General features: G+C 55.6%; 21 protein-coding genes. 12 read left to right on the top strand and 9 right to left on the bottom strand.

The features are described from left to right. Window positions 1–176 precede the first annotated feature (176 nt). Window positions 177–1,352, bottom strand: a complete 1,176-nt coding sequence (locus IPZ49_RS00575; RefSeq protein WP_023298524.1) for an oligogalacturonate lyase family protein — start codon at window positions 1,350–1,352, stop codon at window positions 177–179. A gap of 300 nt (window positions 1,353–1,652) precedes the next feature. Between IPZ49_RS00575 and kduI the strand changes: the two genes are divergently transcribed. From kduI to IPZ49_RS00560, 3 genes are all read left to right on the top strand, one after another. Continuing rightward, a complete protein-coding gene (kduI, locus tag IPZ49_RS00570) occupies window positions 1,653–2,489 on the top strand; it encodes a 5-dehydro-4-deoxy-D-glucuronate isomerase (RefSeq protein ID WP_017382863.1) in 837 nt (278 codons plus the stop codon). A gap of 63 nt (window positions 2,490–2,552) precedes the next feature. Next, window positions 2,553–3,314, top strand: coding sequence for a 2-dehydro-3-deoxy-D-gluconate 5-dehydrogenase KduD (gene kduD, locus IPZ49_RS00565; RefSeq protein WP_003862835.1), 762 nt, complete (start codon window positions 2,553–2,555; stop codon window positions 3,312–3,314). 312 nt (window positions 3,315–3,626) lie between these two features. Continuing rightward, complete coding sequence (locus IPZ49_RS00560) at window positions 3,627–5,042, top strand: sugar porter family MFS transporter (protein WP_022649253.1); 1,416 nt, start codon at window positions 3,627–3,629, stop codon at window positions 5,040–5,042. A 70-nt stretch (window positions 5,043–5,112) separates the two neighbouring features. On the opposite strand, the gene IPZ49_RS00555 is transcribed toward IPZ49_RS00560, so the two are convergent. Genes IPZ49_RS00555 through IPZ49_RS00540 form a run of 4 tightly spaced genes read right to left on the bottom strand, consistent with a single transcriptional unit; the run spans window position 5,113 to window position 9,338 of the window. After that, a complete protein-coding gene (locus tag IPZ49_RS00555; protein ID WP_063146493.1) occupies window positions 5,113–6,399 on the bottom strand; it encodes an ABC transporter substrate-binding protein in 1,287 nt (428 codons plus the stop codon). 13 nt (window positions 6,400–6,412) lie between these two features. Then, window positions 6,413–7,540 (bottom strand): ABC transporter ATP-binding protein, encoded by a 1,128-nt coding sequence (locus IPZ49_RS00550; RefSeq protein WP_023306863.1) that lies wholly within the window; start codon window positions 7,538–7,540, stop codon window positions 6,413–6,415. 12 nt (window positions 7,541–7,552) lie between these two features. Beyond that, window positions 7,553–8,455, bottom strand: a complete 903-nt coding sequence (locus IPZ49_RS00545) for a carbohydrate ABC transporter permease (RefSeq protein WP_022649251.1) — start codon at window positions 8,453–8,455, stop codon at window positions 7,553–7,555. After that, window positions 8,448–9,338 (bottom strand): carbohydrate ABC transporter permease, encoded by an 891-nt coding sequence (locus IPZ49_RS00540; protein WP_003862825.1) that lies wholly within the window; start codon window positions 9,336–9,338, stop codon window positions 8,448–8,450. The genes IPZ49_RS00545 and IPZ49_RS00540 overlap by 8 nt, the downstream gene beginning before the upstream one ends. Before the next feature lie 542 nt (window positions 9,339–9,880). Here IPZ49_RS00540 and wzz(fepE) point away from each other — a divergent pair. Next, window positions 9,881–11,017, top strand: coding sequence for an LPS O-antigen length regulator Wzz(fepE) (gene wzz(fepE) / locus IPZ49_RS00535; protein WP_063146492.1), 1,137 nt, complete (start codon window positions 9,881–9,883; stop codon window positions 11,015–11,017). A gap of 33 nt (window positions 11,018–11,050) precedes the next feature. Here the strand turns inward: wzz(fepE) and IPZ49_RS00530 are convergent, their stop codons facing one another. Next, the gene (locus IPZ49_RS00530; RefSeq protein WP_022649249.1) at window positions 11,051–11,374 is read right to left on the bottom strand and encodes a cupin domain-containing protein; all 324 of its coding nucleotides are present in this window, start codon (window positions 11,372–11,374) and stop codon (window positions 11,051–11,053) included. Window positions 11,375–11,509: 135 nt separating this feature from the next. On the opposite strand from IPZ49_RS00530, the gene IPZ49_RS00525 reads away from it, so the two are divergent. After that, the gene (locus tag IPZ49_RS00525; protein WP_022649248.1) at window positions 11,510–12,202 is read left to right on the top strand and encodes an aspartate/glutamate racemase; all 693 of its coding nucleotides are present in this window, start codon (window positions 11,510–11,512) and stop codon (window positions 12,200–12,202) included. On the opposite strand, the gene IPZ49_RS00520 is transcribed toward IPZ49_RS00525, so the two are convergent. After that, window positions 12,197–13,123 (bottom strand): LysR family transcriptional regulator, encoded by a 927-nt coding sequence (locus IPZ49_RS00520; protein WP_022649247.1) that lies wholly within the window; start codon window positions 13,121–13,123, stop codon window positions 12,197–12,199. The genes IPZ49_RS00525 and IPZ49_RS00520 overlap by 6 nt on opposite strands. Window positions 13,124–13,243: 120 nt before the next feature. Between IPZ49_RS00520 and lysA the strand changes: the two genes are divergently transcribed. Beyond that, the gene (gene lysA / locus IPZ49_RS00515) at window positions 13,244–14,506 is read left to right on the top strand and encodes a diaminopimelate decarboxylase (protein ID WP_017692727.1); all 1,263 of its coding nucleotides are present in this window, start codon (window positions 13,244–13,246) and stop codon (window positions 14,504–14,506) included. Here the strand turns inward: lysA and IPZ49_RS00510 are convergent. Then, on the bottom strand, window positions 14,476–15,513 hold the full coding sequence (locus IPZ49_RS00510; protein WP_023298518.1) for a LacI family DNA-binding transcriptional regulator: 1,038 nt from the start codon (window positions 15,511–15,513) through the stop codon (window positions 14,476–14,478). The two genes, lysA and IPZ49_RS00510, sit on opposite strands and share 31 nt — an antisense overlap. 299 nt (window positions 15,514–15,812) lie before the next feature. Here IPZ49_RS00510 and IPZ49_RS00505 point away from each other — a divergent pair, with 299 nt between their 5' ends. From IPZ49_RS00505 to IPZ49_RS00490, 4 genes are all read left to right on the top strand, one after another. Beyond that, window positions 15,813–17,138, top strand: coding sequence for a PTS sugar transporter subunit IIC (locus IPZ49_RS00505; RefSeq protein WP_006811828.1), 1,326 nt, complete (start codon window positions 15,813–15,815; stop codon window positions 17,136–17,138). Window positions 17,139–17,145: 7 nt separating this feature from the next. After that, a complete protein-coding gene (locus IPZ49_RS00500; RefSeq protein WP_063146491.1) occupies window positions 17,146–18,573 on the top strand; it encodes a glycoside hydrolase family 1 protein in 1,428 nt (475 codons plus the stop codon). A 78-nt stretch (window positions 18,574–18,651) separates the two neighbouring features. Beyond that, complete coding sequence (locus IPZ49_RS00495) at window positions 18,652–19,425, top strand: GntR family transcriptional regulator (RefSeq protein ID WP_022649243.1); 774 nt, start codon at window positions 18,652–18,654, stop codon at window positions 19,423–19,425. Beyond that, window positions 19,422–19,898 carry a GNAT family N-acetyltransferase gene (locus IPZ49_RS00490; RefSeq protein WP_032626051.1) on the top strand — a complete coding sequence of 159 codons (477 nt, stop codon included), beginning with the start codon at window positions 19,422–19,424 and terminating at the stop codon, window positions 19,896–19,898. Before IPZ49_RS00495 ends, IPZ49_RS00490 begins: the two co-directional genes overlap by 4 nt. Here IPZ49_RS00490 and galR read toward each other — a convergent pair. Beyond that, entirely contained in the window at window positions 19,853–20,875 is a 1,023-nt protein-coding gene (galR, locus tag IPZ49_RS00485) for an HTH-type transcriptional regulator GalR (protein WP_003862806.1), read from the bottom strand. The two genes, IPZ49_RS00490 and galR, sit on opposite strands and share 46 nt — an antisense overlap. A gap of 617 nt (window positions 20,876–21,492) precedes the next feature. Here galR and aas point away from each other — a divergent pair. Beyond that, window positions 21,493–23,652: a bifunctional acyl-ACP--phospholipid O-acyltransferase/long-chain-fatty-acid--ACP ligase gene (gene aas, locus IPZ49_RS00480; RefSeq protein ID WP_063146490.1), complete on the top strand. Its 2,160-nt coding sequence runs from the start codon at window positions 21,493–21,495 to the stop codon at window positions 23,650–23,652. Continuing rightward, window positions 23,645–24,838 carry a lysophospholipid transporter LplT gene (gene lplT / locus IPZ49_RS00475; protein WP_063146489.1) on the top strand — a complete coding sequence of 398 codons (1,194 nt, stop codon included), beginning with the start codon at window positions 23,645–23,647 and terminating at the stop codon, window positions 24,836–24,838. Before aas ends, lplT begins: the two co-directional genes overlap by 8 nt. Window positions 24,839–24,893: the final 55 nt, after the last annotated feature.

Genomic DNA, 24,893 nt, shown 5'->3' with positions numbered 1-24,893 from the left:
TCCGTCGTTTCGTATGCCGGGTGGCCCTGCGCTTACCCGGCCTACACTTTCTCTCCAATCAGTCGTTTCGTAGGCCGGGTAAGCGTTAGCGCCACCCGGCAAAAAGCGCCGCAATCACCCAAAAAAAAAGCCCTCCGAATCGGAGGGCAAGGCCAGTTACAGAAACACTAACTCATTCAGGCATGCAACATTTCAGGTTGCTCGGGGAGTTTCGCGATATAGAGGGCTGGTTTGCCGTCTTTATCGGAACTGTACAGCACCGCTTTTTCGTCCGGCGTGAAGGACGGATGCGGGTGGGTTACCTGGCGGCTGTTCGCCACCGTAGCCCAGGAAGTGTCATGACGGGCAATGCGGTAATAGGCTTTCTTCGCCACGTCAAAGGCATACAGATAAGGATCGTTATCAATGGTGTAGCCGCCGGTGTCTTTCACATCAACAGGCGTGCCGGAACCGTCGCCAACCAGCATGGTGCCGTCGACGTTGCTCATCAGGTGCGAACAGGCGGGCATGTTCATTACCGCTTCATTCACACCGGTGTCCGGATTGAAGCGGGAGATGGTGCGCCCTTGCTGACCTTTCAGGTAAGAGACGTAGATCAGCGCGGACCCGTCCGGCACCCAAAATTCATGCGTGCAGCTTTCCCCTTCCGCGTGCGTTTTCACTTTCCGCACGTTGCTGCCATCTTCGTTGACCAGCCACATGCGGGCGTCAACCAGGTCGTGTGGCCCTTCATGACAGAAGGCCACGGTATTGTCATCGAACGGGCGATAAATCGGATGTCCCAGCCAGATCTTCTCGTCATGGATGGTGGTGCTTTCACCCGTTTTTAGATCAACGCGCAGCAGGCGGCAGTGCGGCCCTTTGTGGAAGAAGTCGTGGAAAATTTTCCAGTCGTTGAGTGGCGTCCAGTCACGTCTGGCAATCTCAATACCTACCAGTTTGGTGCAGTCGCTGTTCGCGACCCAGGTGCCGTAGCCAACCCACTCTTCCGGGACACGGTACACTTCGCGCTCTGCCAGCGTCTGTAAATCCACCTCAAGCAGGGTGCGATCGTTTTTCACATAGTAGAGGGATTGATCGTCCGGAGAGAGGAACCCGCCAAAGGTGTTATCGCCCGCGCCTTCGGTCAGCTGCACCGCTTCGGCGTTTTTCAGATCCAGCAGGTAATAGTTCCAGTGACCGTCGAACTCCCCGGCGAACAGCAGGTGGCTGCCATCGTTAAAGAAGCACTTCTGGTAAAAGTAGTTGCGATGACAGGTTACTTCCGGTGGGGTCAGGCGGGTAACTTCCACGCCTGTATCCGGATCGCGGCTGACCTCGTAGTTCAGCTTGACCCGCATACCTTTAGCCATAATGCACTCCTTTGAACGCGTAATATAGGTTGAAAACTAGGTGTTAAATTATCAAAACATCGTTTCATTGTGTGTGACTGACAGCGCAAATTCTCAGTTTCTTTAGCCAGATTGAGGGGCTTAAAGATTTATCGTGATCGAAACCCCATTTCTGGCATAAACATACAGAAAAAATGAAACGTTGTTTTAAATGTAATTGAAAACCCCATGTACAGGCGATAATATGTGTTCATCACGAAAACGGAACATTGTTTCGTTATTCATCTTTGCCTTCGGGCACGATCAATTCTGGAGGTTTACGTGGACGTCAGACAAAGCATCCACAGTGCGCACGCAAAAACGCTGGATACTCAGGGGCTGCGCAGTGAGTTTTTAGTTGAGCAAGTGTTCGAAGCCGACAAGTACACCATGGTCTACAGCCATATTGACCGCATTATTGTGGGCGGGATTATGCCGGTGGCGAAAACCGTCTCCGTGGGCGGTGAAGTGGGCAAACAGCTGGGCGTGAGCTACTTCCTCGAACGCCGTGAACTGGGCGTGATTAACATTGGCGGGCCGGGCACCATAACCGTCGATGGCCAGTGCTACGAAATTGGTCACCGTGACGCGCTGTACGTCGGCAAAGGCGCGAAAGAAGTGGTGTTCGCCAGCATCGATGGCAGCAAACCGGCGAAGTTCTACTACAACTGCGCCCCGGCTCATACGACTTACCCAACCAAAAAAGTCACGCCAGCGGACGTTGCCCCGGTGACCCTTGGTGACAACCTCACCAGCAACCGCCGCACCATCAATAAATACTTCGTACCGGATGTGCTGGAAACTTGCCAGCTCAGCATGGGGCTGACCGAGCTTGCGCCGGGCAACCTGTGGAACACCATGCCGTGCCATACCCACGAGCGCCGCATGGAAGTCTATTTCTACTTCAACATGGATGAAGATGCCTGCGTGTTCCACATGATGGGACAGCCGCAGGAAACTCGCCATATCGTGATGCACAACGAGCAGGCGGTCATTTCGCCAAGCTGGTCCATCCACTCTGGCGTGGGAACGAAAGCTTATACCTTTATCTGGGGTATGGTCGGTGAAAACCAGGTCTTCGATGACATGGACCACGTCGCTGTTAAGGATCTGCGCTAGTCGCAGGCAGTTAAGCACACATCTGCCTGTTGGTGACAGGCGCTGAACGATTAAGGAACAAACATGATTCTGGATGCATTTTCTCTGCAGGGTAAAGTGGCTGTGGTTTCCGGGTGTGACACCGGGCTGGGGCAGGGTATGGCGTTAGGTCTGGCGGAAGCGGGCTGTGATATCGTCGGGATTAACATCGTAGAGCCAACGGAAACCATCGAGCGCGTCACCGCGCTGGGCCGTCGTTTCCTGAGCCTGACCGCGGACCTGCGCAAAATCGATGCGATCCCTGAACTGCTGGATCGCGCGGTGGCGGAGTTCGGGCATATCGATATTCTGGTCAACAATGCGGGCCTGATTCGCCGTGAAGATGCGATTAACTTCAGCGAAACGGACTGGGACGACGTGATGAACCTGAACATCAAGAGCGTGTTCTTTATGTCCCAGGCGGCTGCGAAGCACTTCATCGCGCAGGGGAAAGGCGGCAAGATCATCAATATTGCCTCCATGCTCTCTTTCCAGGGCGGCATCCGCGTACCGTCTTACACCGCATCGAAGAGCGCCGTGATGGGCGTGACCCGTCTGCTGGCGAACGAGTGGGCGCAGCACAATATCAACGTCAACGCGATTGCGCCGGGCTACATGGCTACCAACAATACCCAGCAGCTGCGTGCTGATGAAGAGCGCAGCGCGGCAATTCTGGAACGTATTCCAGCGGGTCGCTGGGGTCTGCCGAGCGATCTGATGGGCCCGGTTGTGTTCCTGGCTTCTCCGGCTTCGGATTACATTAACGGCTATACCGTCGCCGTTGACGGCGGCTGGCTGGCACGTTAATTCAGCCTTAATAAAGAACCTCTGCCCTCGGGTGGAGGTTTTTTTTGCGCCAAAATTGGCTTTATCCATATCCTTAAAGATGAAAAATCCATACTAAAAAGGAATAAATGACGGGTATCACACATTTATTGCTTAAATATTAACTAATTAATAAAAAATAAGGTTAAACCACCCTGATTTGAAATTGTAATGTCCATCACAGAACGGTATGTCGTAGCGAAATAATCCATATCTTCACCAGTTCCGACCTGACACTTTCTTCCGGTATCTCGTAATTTCACTTAACGAATTTCGCTGTTGAGGCAGGAAACTATGACATCTATAAATGACTCTACCCTTATGCCCGCTGCGCTGCGCGATACCCGACGCATGAACCAGTTTGTTTCTGTTGCGGCCGCCGTAGCCGGTCTACTGTTTGGTCTGGATATCGGCGTTATCGCTGGCGCACTGCCCTTTATTACCGACCACTTTACGTTAAGCAACCGCCTGCAAGAGTGGGTGGTAAGCAGCATGATGCTGGGCGCGGCCATCGGCGCGTTGTTTAACGGCTGGCTGTCGTTCCGTCTCGGGCGCAAATACAGCCTGATGGTTGGGGCGATCCTGTTCGTCGCAGGCTCCATCGGCTCCGCGTTTGCGACAAACATAGAAGTGCTGCTGCTTTCACGCGTGCTGCTTGGCGTAGCGGTGGGTATCGCGTCCTACACCGCGCCGCTTTATCTCTCTGAAATGGCAAGTGAGAACGTGCGAGGGAAGATGATCAGTATGTATCAGCTGATGGTGACGCTCGGTATCGTGCTGGCGTTTCTGTCGGATACGTACTTCAGCTACAGCGGCAACTGGCGGGCAATGCTTGGCGTGCTGGCGCTGCCTGCGCTGGTGCTGATTGTGTTAGTCATTTTCCTGCCGAACAGCCCGCGCTGGCTGGCGCAAAAAGGGCGTCACGTGGAGGCGGAAGAGGTGCTGCGCATGTTGCGCGACACGTCTGAAAAAGCGCGTGAAGAGCTGAACGAAATCCGCGAAAGCCTGAAGCTGAAGCAGGGCGGCTGGTCCCTGTTTAAGGCGAACCGCAACGTGCGCCGCGCGGTGTTCCTCGGCATGCTGTTACAGGCGATGCAGCAGTTTACGGGGATGAACATCATTATGTATTACGCCCCGCGCATTTTTAAAATGGCCGGTTTTACCACCACCGAACAGCAGATGATCGCTACGCTGGTGGTGGGGCTGACCTTTATGTTCGCCACCTTTATCGCGGTGTTCACCGTTGATAAGGCCGGACGTAAACCCGCCCTGAAAATTGGCTTTAGCGTGATGGCGCTCGGCACCTTAATCCTTGGCTACTGCCTGATGCAGTTCGATAACGGCACGGCGTCAAGCGGCCTCTCCTGGCTCTCCGTGGGCATGACCATGATGTGTATCGCCGGTTACGCGATGAGCGCCGCGCCGGTGGTGTGGATCCTGTGCTCTGAAATACAGCCGCTGAAATGCCGCGACTTTGGTATCACCTGTTCCACCACCACCAACTGGGTGTCGAACATGATCATTGGCGCGACCTTCCTGACGCTGCTGGATGCGATTGGCGCGGCAGGCACCTTCTGGCTCTATACGGTGCTGAACGTGGCGTTTATCGGTGTGACCTTCTGGCTGATCCCCGAAACCAAGGGCGTGACCCTGGAGCATATTGAACGCAAGCTGATGAGAGGGGAGAAACTACGTAATATCGGCGTGTAATGTAATTGCCCGGTGGCGCTTCGCTTACCGGGCCTACGATACCGTGTAGGCCCGGTAAACGGCTTAGTGTTTACCGCATCGCACGTCTCAAAATACGCTCCGCCTGACGCTGGAAGTCAGCGGCCGTCTCTTCCACGGTTTTCTGGCCGTAGTCGATATACTGCAAAGAAGTACCGAACTGCGCCACAATCTGTGGGTCGTCAAAGTATGGCGAGACGGTGAGTTTCGCCGGCAGCGACTGCGCCAGACGCAGGCCTGCCACGGAAGGATCGTCCTCTTTAATGGTGCCGTCTTCAGTCAGATACTGCACCGCTACTTTGCTCAGCGGTACGCCACGCTCAAGGCCCAGCGTATCGACCCCTTCTTTGCTGTTGAGCAGGAAATTAATCAGCTTCGCCGCCGCTTCCGGGTTTTTGGTCGACTTACCAATCGACAGCATTTGCGCCGGTTTGAAGAACAGGCCCGCGTCGGTGGCGCCCGGCAGCATTGGGTAGCTGCCCAGCTCCAGTTTCGCCGGTGGCTTCAGGTTGTCGGAATATTTGTTGATGGTGGAGTTCCACATATAGGTGCCGCCCCATTCTCCCTGGATCCACGGCTTCATCTCATACATGTTGCTCTTACCAAACGAGGCATAGTATTTGGTGTCCGGCATGACGTGGCTGTCGATCAGCTTTTTGTAGGTCTGGAAGAACTCCACCCACTGTTCCTTTGTGTAGCTGAACTTTTTGGTTTTCTCATCCACCGCAGGAGTGTTGTACTTCTGGATCATGTACGAATTCAGCAGCGCCAGCGTATCCTGGTGCTCCAGGATCACCGGGTAGTATTGCTTACCGAGCTTGCTCTCGAAGGTTTTACCGGCCGCCATCAGCTCGTCCCAGGTTTTCGGGTACGCAATACCCGCTTTTTTCCAGGTTTCGTCATTGAAGTAGAACACCCGCGCCGTCACCGAGATCGGAATGCCGTTCAGCTTGCCATCCACGGTGGTGGTTTGCAGCTCTTTGGGATCGAACTGCGACAGGTCGATCACCTCCTTCAACTTGTTCAGATCGTAGAAGCCGTCACCGGTTTTGGAGAAGATCGGCAGCCAGTTCCAGTTCGTCTGCATTACGTCTGGCTCGGTTCCACCCGCAATCTGGGTGGTCAGACGGGAGAGGTGACCGTCCCAGCCGGTGTATTCCGCTTTCACGTTGATGTCCGGGTTCTGCTTATGGAACTCCTCCAGCGCTTTCAGGGTGACCTGGTGACGGCCGTTGCCGCCCCACCAGGACATCCGTAAATCCACATTCTGCGCCATCGATGGCAAAGCGGTAAGGCCCAGGGTCGCGGAGATAGCTGCGCTTAAAAGCACTTTTTTCATTTTTATCACTCCATCAGAGAGAGAGGTTCTGTTCAGTTTTTGCGTCAAAAATATGACACTTATTCATATCAAACGTGAAATACACCTTACGATGAAGTCCCTTATCAATCATTGGTTTAGCTTCATCGGACGGGATTCTGGCGGTCAGTTCGTAGTCCGCGACCTTCAGGTACACAAAGAATTCGTGGCCCATGTTCTCAACGCGCACCATCTCCCCGCTACAGCCGCCGTTCGGGAAGGGCTCATCAGAGAGCGACACAAATTCCGGACGCACGCCGAAGAAGATCTCCTGACCCGCGTAAGCGGCGACTTTCTCCTGCTTCTCCGCGTTCAGCGGCATGCTTTCATCACCAATGGCGATGTGCAGCTGTCCCGCTTTTTCGACCAGCACGCTTTTGCGTATATTCATCTCCGGCGCGCCGATAAAGCCCGCCACGAACATGTTCTTCGGCTTGTGGTAGAGATTGTCCGGCGTATCCACCTGCATGATATGGCCGAGCTTCATCACGCAGATGCGGTCGCCCATGGTCATCGCTTCGGTCTGGTCGTGGGTCACGTAAACGGTGGTGGCCGGTTTTCCGGATTTCTTCAGCTGCTTATGCAGGTCGGAAATACGGATACGCATCGAGGCGCGCAGTTTGGCGTCGAGGTTTGAAAGCGGCTCATCGAACAGGAACACATCCGGTTTTTTCACAATCGCACGGCCTACCGCCACGCGCTGCGCCTGGCCGCCGGAAAGCTGGCGCGGCAGGCGGTCGAGCAGCTCTTCAAGCTCAAGAATTTTGGCGGCTTCATTCACCTGGGACTCAATCTGATCTTTCGGCAGCTTGCTCAACTTGAGGCCAAAGGCCAGATTCTCGCGCACCGTCATGTGTGGATATAGGGCGTAGTTCTGGAACACCATCGCAATCCCGCGCTCTTTCGGCGCGAGGTTGTTCACGATCTTGTCGCCGATACGCACCTCGCCGCCGCTGATGGTTTCCAGTCCCGCCAGCATGCGCAGAGTAGTGGATTTGGCGCAGCCGGATGGTCCGACGATCACCATAAATTCCCCTTCGGCGATTTTAAGATCGATAGCGTGTACCGCTTTAAAACCGTTGGAGTAGACCTTTTCCAGCTTGTTGAAAATAACTTCAGCCATGGTATTTCCCTCTTAACCTTTAATTCCGCTGCTGGTGACGCCCTGTACGAAGTAGCGCTGTGCCAGGAAGAAGACAATGATGGATGGCAGAATGGAGATGCTCGCCATTGCCAGAATTTCGTTCCACGGCGCCCCTTCGGTGACGTCGATGGACATTTTCAGCGCCAGTGCAATCGGGTATTTATCCACGCTGTAGACATAAATCAGCGGCCCGATAAAGTCGTTCATGGACCACATGAACTGGAACAGGGCGACGGAGATAATGGCCGGTTTAAGGATCGGCACAACCACGTACCACAGCACCTGAAGGGAGTTACAGCCGTCAATCTGCGCCGCCTCTTCCATGTCACGCGGGACGCCGCGCAGGAACTGGATCAGCATGAAGACGAAGAACCCCTGGGTGGCGAAGGCCAGCGGCAGGTACAGCGGCATATAGCTGTTCAGCATGCCCATCTCACGGAACATCAGGTACTGCGGGATCAGCAGCACGGTGCTGGGTAGCAGCATGGTGGTAATGAGCGTGGCGAACCAGAACTTCTTCCACGGGATCTCGAAGCGGGCAAAGCCATACGCCACGATGGTGGAGGAGATAATGGTCAGGATCACTTTCGGGATCACATACTTAAAGGTGTTCAGCATGTAGTGGCCGAAGTTGTACTCGGTGCCGGTTTTCCAGCCGTTGATGAAGCCGTCCCAGGTGGCATGTGCAGGCCACAGGCTCAGGGTGGTGAAGATCTCGTGGTTCGGTTTGAACGACGCGGAGAACATCCACACCAGCGGGTAAAGCATCAGCAGGCCGACAAACAGCAGGATCGCATAGCGAACGGTGGCATTGATTTTCTCTCTGCGCAGCGTGCGGGCTACTTCGCGTTCGGCGATGCTTCTTGCCGTGGAGAGTTGTTGAATATCAGCCATTTTTGCCTCCTTTATCGGCGGAGTAGAACACCCAGTATTTCGACGACTTAAAGGCGATACCGGCGAAGACGGCCACCACCAGGAACAGGATCCACGCCAGCGCCGCGCCATAACCCATATCGAAATACTTAAACGCGGTGTCGTAGATGTAGAGCGAGAACAGGTAGGTCGAATAGGTCGGCCCGCCGCCGGTGATCACGTACGGCCCGGTAAATTCCTGGAACGCCTGCGTGGTCTGCATGATGAAGTTGAAGAAGATCACCGGCGTAATCAGCGGCACGGTCACCTTCATGAACATCTGCCATTTCGATGCGCCATCGATCATCGCCGCTTCATACTGGGACTGCGGTACGTTTTGCAGCGCGGCCAGGAAGATGACCATCGCGGAACCGAACTGCCAGACGCGCAGCAGGGTAACGGACATTAGCGCCAGTGACGGTTCACCCAGCCAGTTCACCGGGTCAAAACCAAATACGCCGATAAAGCTGTTCAGCAGGCCATCGATGGCAAATAAGGCGCGCCACAATACGGCAATGGCGACGGAACTGCCGAGGATCGACGGAATATAGTAGGCAGTACGGAAAAATCCGATGCCGCGTAATTTAAAGTTCAGGACAAAGGCAATCCCTAATGCGAAGGCGAGCTTTAACGGAATGGTTAAAAATACGTATGCAAAGGTCACGCCCATGGATTTCCAGAAGAGCGTGTCTTCGGTAAACATGTAGCGATAGTTTTCGATGCCGTTAAACACCGGCGGACTCATCAAATCGTAATCCGTAAAGCTGAGGAAAAATGATGAGACGAAGGGGAATGCCGTAAAGAGTATCAACCCGATGATGTAGGGTGATATCCATGCGAGCCCCAGCAGCTTGTTTTCATTCATACATACCTACCTGGCGATCAATGGTTTAAAACGGAATCTGCTTTGTTACATCTTCCCAGGCCAGCATCGCGCGGCATGAGAGCTGAATTTTAGGGTGCAATATCTGGCGTCGGCTAAATATAAAATTGTTTATTAACGCTTTTTTGCCTTCCTCTTTGCGCTAAATGCGTTGGGTTTCAAAAGAGCTGAACCGCCGTTCTTGGATACTAAAACATCGTTTTATTTTATATTATTGCGATTTATTTCTGCGTCATTCGCTTAATGATGGAAATGTGATCAGCGTCGAAACGCTGTTTCAATATAGTGAGGGAGGTGGCATTTTTGACTTTCACGGACGTTCGTCGGGACTGCGAGGAGGCGAGACGAAGCACAAGTGGAAACGGGAAAAACAATAGTCACGCAGCGTGGCTAACTACCAGATCTGATAGCAGGTCTACAGATGTACCAATTCGGCATTCAGATAATTCTTACATTCTTGTATGATTTCTCAAACCGGAACCAGTCAGGCAGAATTTCACTGCATCCTTAAAAGAAGAACAGTTATGTCAGCAATGGATTTCAAACAACATACGGATCTCAACTTTCCTCACTATGCTCCCCCGGCGGTGAGCGCTAAAGAAATAGATCTCCTGGGTCTGCTGGACGTCCTGCTGGCAGCAAAAAAACGCATCATTACCATTGTGTTTGCATTTGCACTGGTCGGCCTGGCAATCGCCTTCCTGATACCGCAAAAATGGACCAGTAAAGCGGTCATTACGCCAGCGGAACAGACGCAGTGGAGTTCGCTGCGCCAGATGATGGTGACGCTGCAGGTGCTTGATGTGGACGTTAAAGTTACCCGTGCGGATGTATTTAATCTGTTTATCAAAAAGTTTCAGTCTCAGTCCCTGCTTGAAGAGTACATGAAGAGCTCTCCTTACGTGATGGCTCAGCTCGATGGCGCCGAGGTTGACCCGCTGGAGCTGCACCGCGCGGTGGTCAATATCGCCGAAAAGATGAAGGCTATTGATAACACCCAGGAAAAAAATGCTGATAAAGCACCGTATCTCTCCTGGACGTTAAGCTTCACTGCCCCAACGGCAGAGGACGCGCAGAAAGTGTTGAATGGTTACATTCAGTACATTTCCCGCATCGTCGAGCAGGAGACCATGCAAAACATCCGCGATCAGCTGATCCTGAGAACCAAAACGGTTCAGCAGCAGCTGGATATGGATCGGGTTCGACTGACCAATATCCACAATACCAACCTGCAACGCCTTAACTACTCGCTGGAAGTGGCGAACGCGGCAGGGATCAAAAAGCCGGTTTACAGTAACGGACAGGCGGTGAAAGACGATCCGGATTACTCCGTCGCGCTCGGCGCGGACGGGATTGCGCAGAAATTGCAGATTGAAAAAAATCTGAAGGATGTTTCTGAGCTGAACGCCGATTTCCAGAACCGCGAATACTATCTGGCGCAGCTGCAAAAACTCTCCTTCGAAGACGTGAGCCTGGAGCCGTTCAAATACCAGCTCTCTCCTTCTATGCCGGTGAAAAAAGATGGCCCGGGCAAAGCACTGATCGTGCTGCTGGCGGGTATTCTGGGTGGGCTGTTCGCCTGTGGCAGCGTGCTGCTGCGCGAAGCAATGCGCTCCCGCAACCCGCTGCCGGAACAACTTCCTGAGCCGGTTACGGAATAACATGAAAAAAGGCGCTCTGATGAGCGCCTTTTTTTATTTCAGGAAATCCTCGCGTACCGGCGTAAAGGTATCCAGCAAGGTGCCGGGTTTGAGGCAAACGCAGCCGTGCATCACGTGCGGCTTTTTATAGAGAGTGTCGCCCGCCGTTACCACATGCTTTTCCTCGCCAATGGTGAACTCAAATTCCCCCGAGAGAACGTAGGTGAGCTGCTCATGCGGGTGGTTATGCAGCGGGCCAATCGCACCTTGCTCGAAATTCACTTCCACTGCCATCATCCTGCCGTCGTGCGCCAGAATACGACGCGTCACGCCGTTGCCCAAATCCTCAAGCGTGGTCTCTTTATGGAAAATAAACATATTTTCGCCCTGTTATGTAATGAAACATTGTTTCATTTAACTTATCTCAGCCGCAGCGAAAAGAAAACGTTTAGCCAAATAACTGGAAAGGCGATCACAAGTTTGCTTCACTGGGTGAAACGTACAGGAGGAAAGATGAAAACGATCGGTCTGTTAGGGGGCATGAGCTGGGAATCAACGATCCCGTACTACCGCCTGATTAATGAAGGCGTCAAACAGCGTCTGGGCGGTCTGCATTCGGCCAGCCTGCTGCTGCACAGCGTGGATTTCCATGAAATAGAAGCCTGCCAGTCGAGCGGGGAGTGGGACAAAGCCGGGCAAATGCTGGCAGACGCCTCACTTGGCCTGGAGCGTGCGGGCGCGCAGGGTATTCTGCTGTGTACCAACACCATGCATAAGGTGGCGTCGCATATTGAAGACCGCTGTTCGCTGCCGTTCTTACATATCGCGGATGCCACCGGGCGTGCCATACGTGCCGCCGGCATGACGCGCGTGGCGCTGCTGGGGACGCGCTACACCATGGAGCAGGATTTTTACCGCGGGCGGCTGAGTAGCCAGTTCGGGATTGAAAGCCTGATCCCGGAGGAGGCAGACCGGGCGCGCATTAACCAGATTATTTTTGATGAACTGTGCCTCGGCACCTTCAGCGAAGCTTCGCGCGCCTGGTACGTCAGCGTGATTGAGAAACTGGCGCAGCAGGGGGCGGAAGGAGTCATCTTCGGCTGTACCGAAATTGGCCTGCTGGTGCCGGCAGACCAAAGCCCGATACCGGTCTTTGATACCGCCGCCATCCATGCCGCGGATGCGGTGGAGTTTATGCTGTCATAAAGGTTTTTGCAGGTCAGGTAAGCGAAGCGCCACCTGACGCGCGTGCGCAATCAGGTGTTCACTAAAGGCATCAACCAGCGCTGAGGCGGGCCGGTGCAGCGGGCGGATCAGGCTTACGGTAAAGGGAACGGAAACGCTAAAACGGCGCAGAACCACGCCGCTGCTGGCGTAGTCCATAGCCGTGAGCGGGTTCACCACCGAAATACCCACGCCCGCGCGCACCATCGCGCAAATTGATGCCGCACTGTGCGTTTCCATCACCATCCGCCGCTTCACCTGATGTTCGGCAAACAGGCCATCCAGAAGCTGCCGGTAGCTGTCGGTCTGCGACAGGCTGATATAGTTCTCACCGTGAAAATCTGCCGGGGTCAGAACTGCTTTGAAAGCAAGCGGGTGGCTGGCAGGCAGCACGCAGACCTCATCCAGCGAGAGCAGCTCCGTGCGTTCCGTTCCCGCTGGCGTGACGAGGGTTTCGGTCAGACCCAGATCGTGGCGCTGGGCCGAAAGCCACTCCTCCAGCAGCGGCGACTCCTGCGGCACGATGGTCAGGCTGACCTCCGGATAGCGGGCCAGAAACGGCTGTAACAGTACCGGCAGGAATGACTGGGAAAAGACCGGCAGGCAGACGATGGACAACTCACCCTGGCGGAACTCCCTCAGGCTCTCTGCCGCGCTCACGATCCTGTCCAGCCCGTACCAGGAGCGCTGAACCTCCTCAAACAGGCGTAAACCCTGCACCGTTGGATGCAGCCTGCCGCGGGTGCGTTCAAACAACTTCAGCCCCAGCACTTTCTCAAAACGCGCCAGCTCGCGGCTGACCGTCGGCTGCGAGGTGTGCAGCATCTGCGCGGCTTCAGTGAGATTGCCGGTGGTCATCACCGCATGAAAAATCTCGATATGGCGTAGGTTAACGGCGGGCATAGGGCACCTGATGGCTGAGCGTGGTCCATATCATTTTTGCATAGACTCACGATAAAACGATATTTTTTATTCTCTTCAGGCTGTGGCGTAATGATAAAAAACAGAATACCGGAGACGACCATGCCACGCCCGCTCAACCAGACCGAAACCGATTTAAACGCCGATAACCTGCTGCGCCTGCCTGCCGAATTCGGCTGTCCGGTGTGGGTCTACGATGCGCAGATTGTTCGCGAGAAAATCGCCGCGCTGCATCAGTTTGACGTGGTGCGTTTTGCGCAGAAGGCCTGCTCCAATATTCATATTCTGCGCCTGATGCGCGAGCAGGGCGTGAAGGTTGACTCCGTATCGCTGGGTGAAATCGAACGTGCGCTGGCGGCCGGGTTTGATCCAAAGGCCGATAGCGACGCGATCGTCTTCACCGCTGACCTGATAGACGACGCCACGCTGGCGCGCGTGCACGAGCTGCAAATCCCGGTGAATGCCGGTTCGGTGGATATGCTGGAACAGCTTGGGCAGGTTTCCCCGGGCCATCGCGTCTGGCTGCGCATCAATCCAGGCTTTGGTCACGGTCACAGTCAGAAAACCAACACCGGGGGCGAAAACAGCAAGCACGGGATTTGGTATGCCGATATGCCTGCGGCGCTGGAGGTTTTACAACGTTACAACCTTAAGCTGGTGGGTATTCACATGCATATCGGATCCGGCGTGGATTATGGCCATCTTGAGCAGGTCTGTGGCGCGATGGTGCGTCAGGTTATCGATTTTGGTCAGGATCTGGAGGCGATCTCCGCCGGGGGAGGGCTTTCGATCCCTTACCGCGAAGGGGAAGAGGCGATCGACACGGATCACTATTACGGCCTGTGGAGCGCCGCGCGTGACAGCATCGCCGCTCATCTGGGCCATGCGGTGAAGCTGGAGATTGAGCCGGGTCGTTTCCTGGTCGCCGAAGCTGGCGTGCTGGTGGCGCAGGTGCGGAGCGTGAAGGAGATGGGAAGCCGTCACTTTGTGCTGATTGATGCTGGCTTCAACGACCTGATGCGCCCGTCCATGTACGGCAGCTATCATCACATCACCGCGCTTGCCGCCGATGGCCGCGATCTGGTCAACGCCCCGCGCATCGAGACCGTTGTTGCCGGCCCGCTGTGTGAATCCGGTGACGTCTTTACTCAGCAGGAAGGCGGGAAAGTCGAAACCCGTTCGCTGCCAGAGGTAAAACCGGGAGATTATCTGGTGCTGCATGATACCGGTGCGTACGGGGCGTCTATGTCTTCGAACTACAATAGCCGTCCGCTGCTGCCGGAAGTGCTGTTTGATAACGGCGTGGCGCGGCTGATTCGCCGTCGCCAGACCATTCAGGAGCTGCTGGCGTTAGAGCTGGTCTGATTAAACCAGGGGCCTGTTGTCACGGAATCGCGTAATACCAGCGTGCCGGTGAACGGTGGGATCGCTTCAACCGGCTGGTTTTTTGCCAGCCGGATCGCCTGGTCGATCGCCGTGACGATCATGTTGTCGATCGGCAAATACACCGACGACAGGGCAGGCTCCAGCCACTTTGCGCTGGGGGCATCGTCAAAACCAAACAGCGAAATATCCTGCGGGATCTTCAGCCCGGCCTGGTGTAATGCTTTGGAGGCGCCCAGGGCCATGTCATCGTTACAGGCAAACAGGGCGCTGAACGATGTCTTTTCCGCAATCAGCTCCTTGCACAGCTCGTAACCCCGCGTCATGCCTGCATCGCCGTATTTAATCCGCCGCTCGTCAAGACGAATACCGTGCTTCTCCAGCGCCTTACGGTAGCCCATCAGCCGCGCTTTACCCGTTGGGGTGTGGATCGGGACGGTGATACAGGCGATCTCCCGATGGCCCTGGCTTATCAGGTAATCCACCGCTTTGAAGGCTGCGTCCTGCTGTTCAAAGAAGACGCAGCGATCCGCCGCCTGGCTCACTTCGCGGTTAATGATCACCAGCGGCGTCTGCACGCTGTTGATCAGCTTCAGGATCGTCTTTTCGCTCATGTAACGCGTGTACAGCACGATGGCGTCGCACTTGCGGTCGGCGAGCATCTGCACCGCCAGTTCTTCCTGTTCAGGGGCATCGTGACCGTCGGTAACAATCAGCTGTTTACCGTGCGTTTCGGTCTGCCGTGACGCCTGCTGTAGCAAACGACCAAAGTAAAAACCGTCGAACGTCGAGACGACCAGACCGATGCTGTTGCTGGTCTGGTTAGCCAGCGAGCGCGCGAGAAAGTTCGGACGATAGCCCAGCTCCTCCATCGCGCGAAATACCTGCTGGCGCGTGCTCTCTTTAACCTGACCTGTGCCGTTCAGCACGCGCGAAACGGTGGCCTTCGACACGCCCGCACGCAGTGAGACATCCAGCATTGTTGCCATTCGAAATTCCTGTTTCCACGTAATGGTTTGCAGTTTAACACAGACCATCCGGCGCATAAGCGACGTGGGAAGGACAAAACCCCATAACGATCACGCTTTTCAGTAACGATCATCGCCCGCGGAATAAATGCCTGCCATTGGTATACCAAAATGGTGATAAATCATAATCTGGAATACCTCTAACGGCGTTGGGAGCTTAATCACAGAACAAATCGCCTGTGGACGCTATTTTTGGCATACCAATAGTATCCGGCTGTACACCTTATTCAATAAAAGCCCTTTTACTGAGGTATTACCCTATGGCATTTCAGGAAAAACTGATCGACGCTCTGGGCAGTTTTGCCACTACCTTCAACAGCTATCGCTATATCCAGGCGATCAAGTCTGCGTTTATTACCTTAATGCCAGTCATCATAGTGGGGGCGTTCTCGGTATTGATCTCCAATATGGTGCTGGATCCGAAAAACGGTCTGGCGAGCTTTCAGTCGCTGTCGTTTCTCGCGGCCTTAAAGCCGATCACCAGCGCGCTCAACTACGCCACGCTGAACTTTCTCAACATCGGCGCGGTGTTTTTAATCGGCATTGAGCTGGGGCGTATTAACGGCATTAAGTCCCTGTTCCCCGGCCTGCTGGCGGTGATCTGCTTTATCTGCGTGACGCCGACTACGGTGGAAATGCTGGTGGACGGTGAGATGCACGTGGTGAAAGATGTGCTGCTGCGCCAGTTCTCAGATACCCGCAGCCTGTTCCTCGGTATGTTTATCGCCATCCTGTCGGTGGAGATCTACTGCTGGCTGGAAAACCGCAAGGGGCTGAAAATCAGGATGCCGGACACGGTGCCGCCGAACGTTGCCGCGTCGTTCTCTGCGCTGATCCCGGCCATTATCACCACCACCGCCATCGCCACCTTTGGCTTCGTGTTTCATCAGGTTACCGGCATGTATCTCTACGACGCGGTTTATCAGGTGGTGCAACAGCCGCTGGAGCGCGTGGTGCAAAGCCTGCCGGGGATCCTGCTGCTGATGTTTGTCGCCCAGCTGTTCTGGGTGATTGGTATTCACGGCAACCAGATGATCAAGCCGATCCGCGAGCCGCTGCTGCTGGGGGCAATCACCGTTAACATGAGCGCGTTCGAGCAGGGCAAAGAGGTGCCAAACATCATCACCATGCCGTTCTGGGACGTCTATATGAGCATCGGCGGCTCCGGCCTGACCATCGGCCTGCTGATAGCCGTCATGATTGCCACCAAACGTAAAGAGATGAAGGAGATAGCCAAGCTCTCCATCGGGCCGGGTATTTTTAATATCAATGAGCCGGTGATCTTCGGTATGCCAATCATGCTCAACCCGATCCTGGCTATCCCCTTCATCATCACGCCGCTGGTGACGGGCTCGATTGGCTACTTTGCCACCGTGACCGGATTTGCCGGGAAAGCCGTGGTAATGGTGCCCTGGACCACGCCGCCGCTGATCAACGCCTGGCTGTCAACGGCGGGCTCCATGGGGGCGGTCATCACCCAGTTTATCTGCATCGTGACCGCGGTGATTATCTATCTGCCGTTTGTGAAAATTGCTTCACGCCGCGCAGAGCAGGCCGCACTGCAACAAGCCACCGATAACGCATGAGGATACGATGAGCACAAAACAGATAGCCATACCGCAAGATTTTATTCTGGGCGCGGCGGCATCGGCCTGGCAGACCGAGGGCTGGAGCGGCAAAAAGTCGGGGCAGGATTCGTGGATCGATCTCTGGTACATGAACGATCGTCACGTCTGGCACAACGGCTATGGTCCGGCGGTGGCAACCGACTTTATCAATCGCTTCCGCGAAGATGTAGCGCTGATGAAGCAGGCGGGACTGACGCACTATCGCACTTCGATCAACTGGTCGCGCTTTTTAACCGACTATGAAAATGCGACGGTAGATGAAGAGTACGCCGCGTATTACGACGCGCTGTTCGATGAAATGCACCGTCAGGGCATTGAGCCGATGATCTGCCTGGAACACTACGAATTGCCGGGCGTGCTGCTGGAGACCTACGGCGGTTGGGCGTCAAAGCACGTCGTCGAGCTGTTCGTTCGCTATGCGGAAAAGGTATTTGAGCGCTTTCACGGCAAAGTCACCCGCTGGTTTACCTTCAACGAACCGATTGTGGTCCAGACGCGCGTCTACCTTGACGCGCTGCGCTGGCCCTATGAGCAGAGCACCAGCACCTGGATGCAGTGGAACCACCATAAGGTGCTGGCGACGGCGAAAGTGGTGAAGCTGTTTCGCGAGAAAGGGTATGACGGCACGGTGGGCTGTATTCTTAACCCGGAAGTGACCTATCCGCGCTCCCGCTCGCCGCATGACGTGCGAGCGGCAGAGATGTACGATCTGTTCTACAACCGCGTCTTTCTCGACCCGCTGGTGCACGGGCGCTATCCGCAGGCGCTCTTTACCCTGCTGGCGCAGCATCAGGTGCAGTGGGACTACACGGCTGACGAGCTGGCGCTGATTGCCGACAACACCGTCGATGAGCTGGGCATTAACCTCTATTACCCGCATCGCGTCAAAGCCCCGTCCCGCGCCTGGCACCCGGAGACGCCGTTCCATCCGGCGTACTACTACGAGCCGTTTGAGCTGCCCGGACGGCGAATGAACACCTCCCGCGGCTGGGAGATCTTTCCGCGCATTATTTACGACATGGCGATGCGGATTAAAAACGACTATCGCAACATTGACTGGTTTGTGGCGGAAAGCGGGATGGGCGTGGAGAACGAAGCGCAGTATCGCAATCGTGACGGCGTCATTGACGACACGTACCGCATCGCGTTTATCAGCGAACATCTCTACTACACGCTGCTGGCGCGGGAGACGGGGGCGAACTGTCACGGTTATATGCTGTGGGCCTTCACCGACAATGTCTCCCCGATGAACGCGTTTAAAAACCGCTACGGGCTGATTGAGATCGACCTTGAAAATCAACGCGCACGGCGGGCAAAGAAATCAGCGTCCTGGTTCCGCCAGCTGCGCGATGAGCGTGTGCTGACGCTCAGGGTAGACGATGAATGGAAGTAAGCCTTCTGGTAAAATAGCGCACAAACTGGCCGGGAGGACGTCCGGCCCGCGCATTAATTGAAAAACACAGGTGAAAACGTGGATAAGGCTGTCATCCTGCCGGAAAAAAAACAGTACCAGGAGATTGGCGAGGATTTACGGGCGCAGATTATCCAGGGGCATTATCCCGTGGGATCGCGTCTGCCGCCGGAGCGCAACATCGCCGAGACGTATGGCGTCAGCCGCACTATCGTGCGCGAGGCGCTGCTGATGCTTGAGCTTCAGGGAACGGTGGATATTCGCCAGGGGTCAGGCGTGTACGTGATGCGCATTCCGGAAGAGCATGAAAACGAGGAAGAGCGTTTTCTGAACAGTGACGTTGGGCCGTTTGAAATTCTCCAGGCGCGTCAACTGCTTGAAAGCAACATCGCTGCCTTTGCCGCAAAAATGGCGACACGGGCGGACATCGACAACCTGCGCCGCATTATCGAGCAAGAGCAACGGGCGATTGCCGTCGACGATCGCAGCCAGGACAACAACAAAATGTTCCACCTGGTGCTGGCTGGGGCCACACAAAACCAGATGCTGCTGGCGACGGTTGAGAGCGTCTGGCATCACATGGACAGCAGTCCGCTGTGGCAGCAGTTCAATGGCCATATCGCCAGCCGCGCCTGGCGCCTGAAGTGGCTCGGAGACAGGCAAACCATTCTCGCTGCGCTCCGCCGCCGCGACGTGATGGGGGCGTGGCAGGCGATGTTCCAGCATCTTGAAAACGTCAAAAAGAGCCTGCTCGAGCTGTCAGACGAAGACGCGCCCGATTTTGACGGCTATCTCTTCGAATCGGTCCCTCTTTTCCAGGGGAAGCTGGTGTGAATATACTGCCGCTTCACGCTGCGCCGCAGTTTACACAGCAGGTGATCGACTGGATCTGGAACGCGTTTGGTGAAGGTATGCCGCGTGCCTTTTTCCAGAGCATTGTCGAGCACAGCCTGACGCCGGGCGAGTTACCGCTCACCTTTATTGCTGTTGAGGAAGACCGGCTGCTGGGCACCGTTGGGTTGTGGCGTTGCGATTTAATTTCCCGGCAGGATCTCCATCCCTGGCTGGCTGCGCTGTATGTCGATGAAGCCGCGCGGGGAAACGGGCTGGCGGGAAAACTTCAGCAGCATGTTATCGGCTACGCGCGACGCGCCGGGTATCACGAGCTTCATCTCTGGTCTGCCTGCCGCGACTTCTACGAACGTTACGGCTGGCACTACATCGGTGATGCGCTGGAATACCCGGATAAAACCGTCCATCTCTATCGCTGTTCGCTCACGGCTTCCGCGGGCGATACCACCGAGTGACGGCGCACTAAGGTTGGGCTGAACAGGTGGGTAATTTCCGGTGGCGGGCGATGCTCGGCCAGCGCTAACGCCAGTTCTGCCGCCTGCGTTGCCATGGTCACGATCGGGTAGCGCACGGTGGTCAGGCGAGGGCGCACGTAGCGCGACACCAGCACATCATCAAAGCCAATCAGCGAAATTTCTGCCGGGACGTCGATTCCGTTATCATTCAGCACGCCCATCGCGCCGGCGGCCATGGAGTCGTTATAGCTGGCCACGGCGGTGAAATTCCGCCCGCGGCCCAGCAGCTCGGTCATCGCCTGCTCGCCGCCACTCTCATCCGGTTCTCCGTACGCCACAAGACGATCGTTGCACGGCAGACCGGCTTCGCGCAGCGCGTCATAATAGCCCTGAAGGCGATCTTCCGCATCGGAAATTGGGTGGTTGGAGCACAGATAACCAATTCGGGTATGGCCCTGCTGGATCAGGTGACGGGTTGCGAGCCATGCGCCGTAACGGTCGTCGAGCGCCACGCAGCGGGTTTCAAATCCGGGAATAATACGGTTGATAATCACCATCCCCGGCATCTGTTTCATCAGATGGATCAGCTCGGCGTCGGGGATCATTTTGGCATGGACCACCAGCGCCGCACAGCGATGACGGATCAGCTGCTCAATGGCCTGGCGTTCTTTCTGTTCATTGTGGTAGCCATTACCAATCAGCAGGAAATTACCGGTGTGATAAGAAACTTGTTCTACGGCTTTGACCATCGCACCGAAAAACGGATCGGATACATCCCCGACCACCAGCCCGATGGTTTCTGTCGACTGTTGGGCAAGGGCGCGTGCGTTGGCGTTAGGGTGATAATTCAGGTTTTCCATGGCGTCCTGCACGGCCTGGCGTGATGCATCACTCGCTTTAGGGGAGTTGTTGATCACGCGGGAGACGGTCGCGACGGAAACACCGGCCAGACGAGCCACATCCTTAATTGTCGCCATTCAATACCTTCTTATAGGGGTAAGCGTTTACACACTAACTAGTGTTGCGGAAAAGCGGCGCGCATTCAAGGGGAGCGGGTGAGCGTCCTCTGCAAACGTGAAGCAGAACATCCCTCGCGGTGTAATCGTTACACGGCCAGTCATGTCTGAATAATGTCAATCTGAACCTTTAGTTACACTTTGCCTCAGGCTGTTGCGATTGTCCGTTGGCAACGATGCGTTGTGAATTGCTAGAGTCGAGATCCCAGAGGTATTGATAGGTGGAATCAACTTCGGTTGATTAACACGATTTACACCAACCTGCGTTTTACGCAGGTTTTTTTTTGCCTGTAAGTTCAACCTGTAACAGCAAAAGAGATTATTCACACCTGGTTGCACTTCGGCTCATTCCCTTGCGTTTTCCTGCTGGCGAAGCCTGTCGCCGGAGGCCACAATCAAGATCCCAGAGGTATTGATTGGTGAGAATTCCTGGTACGTTTTCGTACTCTTCACTTGCACCAACCTGCGCGGATGCGCAGGTTTTTTTTCGCCTCTGTTTTTGCTATCGCTCCCTCACTACTTCTCGTGTAATCTGCCACCATTTATACCTTTCACACTGGCTGGCAAAGGGAGTTGAAATGCTTTTTGGGTTCTTCCGCACACTGTTTCGTGTCATGTTTCGCATTCGCGTGACTGGCGATACGCAGGCACTCTATGGCGAGCGTGTTCTTATCACACCGAATCACGTCTCTTTTCTTGATGGCGTATTGCTGGCGCTTTTTTTGCCCGTGCGGCCCGTCTTCGCAGTGTACAGCTCCATCAGTGAAAAATGGTACATGCGCTGGCTCAGGCCGCTGATTGATTTTGTCCCGCTCGACCCTACCAAACCGATGATGATTAAACATCTGGTGCGTCTGATTGGGCAGGGGCGTCCGGTGGTTATCTTCCCGGAAGGGCGGATTTCAGTGACGGGCTCCCTGATGAAAATTTACGACGGCGCCGGTTTTGTCGCGGCGAAGTCTCAGGCCACCGTCGTGCCGCTACGCATCGACGGGGCTGAGCTGACCTTTTTCAGCCGTCTGAAAGGGCTGGTGAAGCAGCGTCTGTTCCCGAAAATTACGCTGCATATATTACCGCCGACGTCACTGCCGATGCCCGAGGCGCCGCGCGCGCGCGACCGCCGTAAAATCGCCGGGGAAATGCTGCACCAGATTATGATGGAAGCGCGCATGGCCGTTCGCCCGCGCGAAACGCTGTATGAATCGTTGCTGTCGGCGCAGTATCGCTACGGTGCGAAGAAAAACTGCATCGAAGACATCAACTTTACGCCGGATACCTACCGTAAGCTGTTGACCAAAACGCTGTTTGTCGGGCGTATCCTGGAAAAGTACAGCAAACAGGGCGAAAAGATCGGCCTGATGCTGCCAAACGCGGGTATCAGCGCGGCGGTGATCTTTGGTGCCGTCTCCCGGGGCCGCATTCCGGCGATGATGAACTACACGGCGGGCGTGAAAGGGCTCTCCAGCGCGATTACCGCAGCACAAATCAACACCATCTTTACCTCCCGCCAGTTCCTGGACAAAGGCAAGCTGTGGCACCTGCCGGAACAGCTGACGCAGGTGCGCTGGGTGTTCCTGGAAGATCTGAAAGCAGACGTCACGACCGCCGACAAGCTGTGGATTTTCGCGCACCTGCTGATGCCGCGTCTGGCGCAGGTTAAGCAGCAGCCGGAGGATGATGCCATTATCCTCTTTACCTCCGGCTCTGAAGGCAACCCGAAAGGTGTGGTTCATAGCCACAAAAGCATTCTGGCAAACGTCGAACAGATTAAAACCATCGCTGACTTTACCGCCAACGATCGCTTTATGTCGGCGCTGCCGCTGTTCCACTCATTTGGTTTGACCGTGGGTCTCTTTACGCCGCTGCTGACCGGTGCCGAGGTGTTCCTCTACCCAAGCCCGCTGCACTACCGCATTGTGCCGGAGCTGGTTTATGACCGTAACTGCACGGTGCTGTTTGGGACGTCCACCTTCCTCGGAAACTACGCGCGCTTCGCCAACCCGTATGATTTCTTCCGCGTGCGCTACGTGGTGGCGGGGGCGGAAAAACTCCAGGACAGTACGCGCCAGATCTGGCAGGACAAGTTTGGCCTGCGGATTCTGGAAGGCTATGGCGTGACGGAGTGCGCGCCGGTGGTCTCCATCAACGTTCCGATGGCGGCGAAACCGGGAACGGTTGGCCGCATTCTGCCGGGGCTGGACGCGCGTCTGCTGGCGGTACCGGGTATTGAAGACGGCGGACGTCTTCAGCTGAAAGGGCCGAACGTCATGAACGGCTATCTGCGTGTGGAAAACCCGGGCGTGCTTGAGGCGCCGACGGCCGAGAACGTCAATGGCGAGGTTGAAACGGGCTGGTACGACACGGGCGATATCGTGCGCTTCGACAATCAGGGCTTCGTGCAGATCCAGGGACGTGCAAAACGCTTCGCCAAGATCGCCGGGGAAATGGTCTCTCTTGAAATGGTCGAGACGCTGGCGACCGCAGTCTCGGCGGAGAAAATGCATGCGACCGTGGTGAAAAGTGATGCCAGTAAAGGCGAGGCGCTGGTGCTCTTTACTACTGACGGTGAACTGAAGCGTGATGCGCTTCTCAGGTATGCGCGCGAACATGGTATCCCCGAGCTGGCGGTCCCCCGCGATATTCGTTACCTCAAACAGTTACCGGTGCTGGGCAGCGGTAAACCCGATTTTGTGACCCTGAAGGGCATGGTTGAAGAGGCGGAACAGCATAATGCGTGAGTCAGTACACACTAACACTTCAATCTGGTCGAAAGGCATGATGGCGGTTATCGCCGCCCAGTTTCTTTCCGCGTTCGGCGATAACGCGTTGCTGTTTGCTACGCTGGCGTTGCTGAAAGCTGAGTTTTATCCCGACTGGAGCCAGCCGATCCTACAGATGGTGTTTGTGGGTGCTTACATTGTATTTGCGCCGTTTGTTGGCCAGGTGGCGGACAGCTTCCCCAAAGGTCGGGTCATGATGTTTGCCAACAGTCTTAAGCTTCTGGGCGCGGCAAGCATCTGCTTTGGTATCAACCCGTTTGTTGGCTACACGCTGGTAGGCATTGGCGCGGCAGCTTACTCCCCAGCGAAGTACGGCATTCTGGGTGAGCTCACCACCGGCGATAAGCTGGTGAAGGCCAACGGCCTGATGGAGTCCTCCACCATTGCGGCTATTCTCCTGGGTTCGGTGGCGGGCGGCGTGCTGGCAGACTGGCACGTGCTCGCCGCGCTTGGCATCTGTGCCCTGATGTACGGTGGCGCGGTGATCGCCAACCTGTTTATCCCCAAACTGGCCGTGGCGCGTCCGGGACAATCCTGGCGCTTTGGGCCAATGACCGGCAGCTTCTTTAACGCCTGCCGCGTACTGTGGAGTAACGGTGAAACACGCTTCTCGCTGATGGGCACCAGCATGTTCTGGGGGGCCGGCGTTACGCTGCGTTTCCTGCTGGTGCTGTGGGTGCCGGTGGCGCTGGGTATAACAGACAACGCCACGCCGACCTACCTGAATGCCATGGTCGCCGTCGGGATTGTGGTCGGGGCCGGGGCTGCGGCCAAACTGGTAACGCTTGAAACCGTTGCGCGCTGCATGCCTGCAGGGATCCTGATCGGCGTCGGCGTTCTGTTCTTTTCCCTGCAACATGCCATATTGCCAGCCTATGCCCTGTTGTTACTGATCGGCGTATTAGGCGGTTTCTTTGTGGTACCGCTCAACGCGCTTTTGCAGGAGCGCGGCAAGCAGACCGTCGGGGCTGGCAACGCCATTGCGGTGCAAAACCTTGGCGAAAACATGGCGATGCTGCTGATGCTGGGGATTTACTCGCTGGCGGTAAAAGCAGGTGCGCCGGTTGTGGCAATCGGGGTGGGGTTTGGCGCACTGTTTGCGCTGGCGATTACCGGGCTGTGGGTCTGGCAGCGTCGGCGGTGATATCTTTGCCGGGTGGCGGCTCCGCCTGACCCGGCCTACGTTTCGTGATGTTGGC

It is taken from the genome of Enterobacter cloacae complex sp. S2, assembly GCF_015159675.1.
GTDB lineage: Bacteria > Pseudomonadota > Gammaproteobacteria > Enterobacterales > Enterobacteriaceae > Enterobacter > Enterobacter intestinihominis.
This window is presented reverse-complemented; position numbering and strand designations above follow the sequence as displayed.

What these genes read in the sequence shown, in the direction of transcription:
- IPZ49_RS00575 (WP_023298524.1), bottom strand. Translation starts at nt 1,352, where the DNA reads ATGGCTAAAGGTATGCGGGTCAAGCTGAACTACGAGGTCAGCCGCGAT.
- aas (WP_063146490.1), top strand. Translation starts at nt 21,493, where the DNA reads ATGCTTTTTGGGTTCTTCCGCACACTGTTTCGTGTCATGTTTCGCATT.
- lplT (WP_063146489.1), top strand. Translation starts at nt 23,645, where the DNA reads ATGCGTGAGTCAGTACACACTAACACTTCAATCTGGTCGAAAGGCATG.
- IPZ49_RS00510 (WP_023298518.1), bottom strand. Translation starts at nt 15,513, where the DNA reads ATGGCAACAATGCTGGATGTCTCACTGCGTGCGGGCGTGTCGAAGGCC.
- lysA (WP_017692727.1), top strand. Translation starts at nt 13,244, where the DNA reads ATGCCACGCCCGCTCAACCAGACCGAAACCGATTTAAACGCCGATAAC.
- IPZ49_RS00545 (WP_022649251.1), bottom strand. Translation starts at nt 8,455, where the DNA reads ATGGCTGATATTCAACAACTCTCCACGGCAAGAAGCATCGCCGAACGC.
- IPZ49_RS00530 (WP_022649249.1), bottom strand. Translation starts at nt 11,374, where the DNA reads ATGTTTATTTTCCATAAAGAGACCACGCTTGAGGATTTGGGCAACGGC.
- IPZ49_RS00555 (WP_063146493.1), bottom strand. Translation starts at nt 6,399, where the DNA reads ATGAAAAAAGTGCTTTTAAGCGCAGCTATCTCCGCGACCCTGGGCCTT.
- IPZ49_RS00560 (WP_022649253.1), top strand. Translation starts at nt 3,627, where the DNA reads ATGACATCTATAAATGACTCTACCCTTATGCCCGCTGCGCTGCGCGAT.
- IPZ49_RS00520 (WP_022649247.1), bottom strand. Translation starts at nt 13,123, where the DNA reads ATGCCCGCCGTTAACCTACGCCATATCGAGATTTTTCATGCGGTGATG.
- IPZ49_RS00550 (WP_023306863.1), bottom strand. Translation starts at nt 7,540, where the DNA reads ATGGCTGAAGTTATTTTCAACAAGCTGGAAAAGGTCTACTCCAACGGT.
- IPZ49_RS00505 (WP_006811828.1), top strand. Translation starts at nt 15,813, where the DNA reads ATGGCATTTCAGGAAAAACTGATCGACGCTCTGGGCAGTTTTGCCACT.
- galR (WP_003862806.1), bottom strand. Translation starts at nt 20,875, where the DNA reads ATGGCGACAATTAAGGATGTGGCTCGTCTGGCCGGTGTTTCCGTCGCG.
- IPZ49_RS00525 (WP_022649248.1), top strand. Translation starts at nt 11,510, where the DNA reads ATGAAAACGATCGGTCTGTTAGGGGGCATGAGCTGGGAATCAACGATC.
- kduD (WP_003862835.1), top strand. Translation starts at nt 2,553, where the DNA reads ATGATTCTGGATGCATTTTCTCTGCAGGGTAAAGTGGCTGTGGTTTCC.
- IPZ49_RS00540 (WP_003862825.1), bottom strand. Translation starts at nt 9,338, where the DNA reads ATGAATGAAAACAAGCTGCTGGGGCTCGCATGGATATCACCCTACATC.
- IPZ49_RS00500 (WP_063146491.1), top strand. Translation starts at nt 17,146, where the DNA reads ATGAGCACAAAACAGATAGCCATACCGCAAGATTTTATTCTGGGCGCG.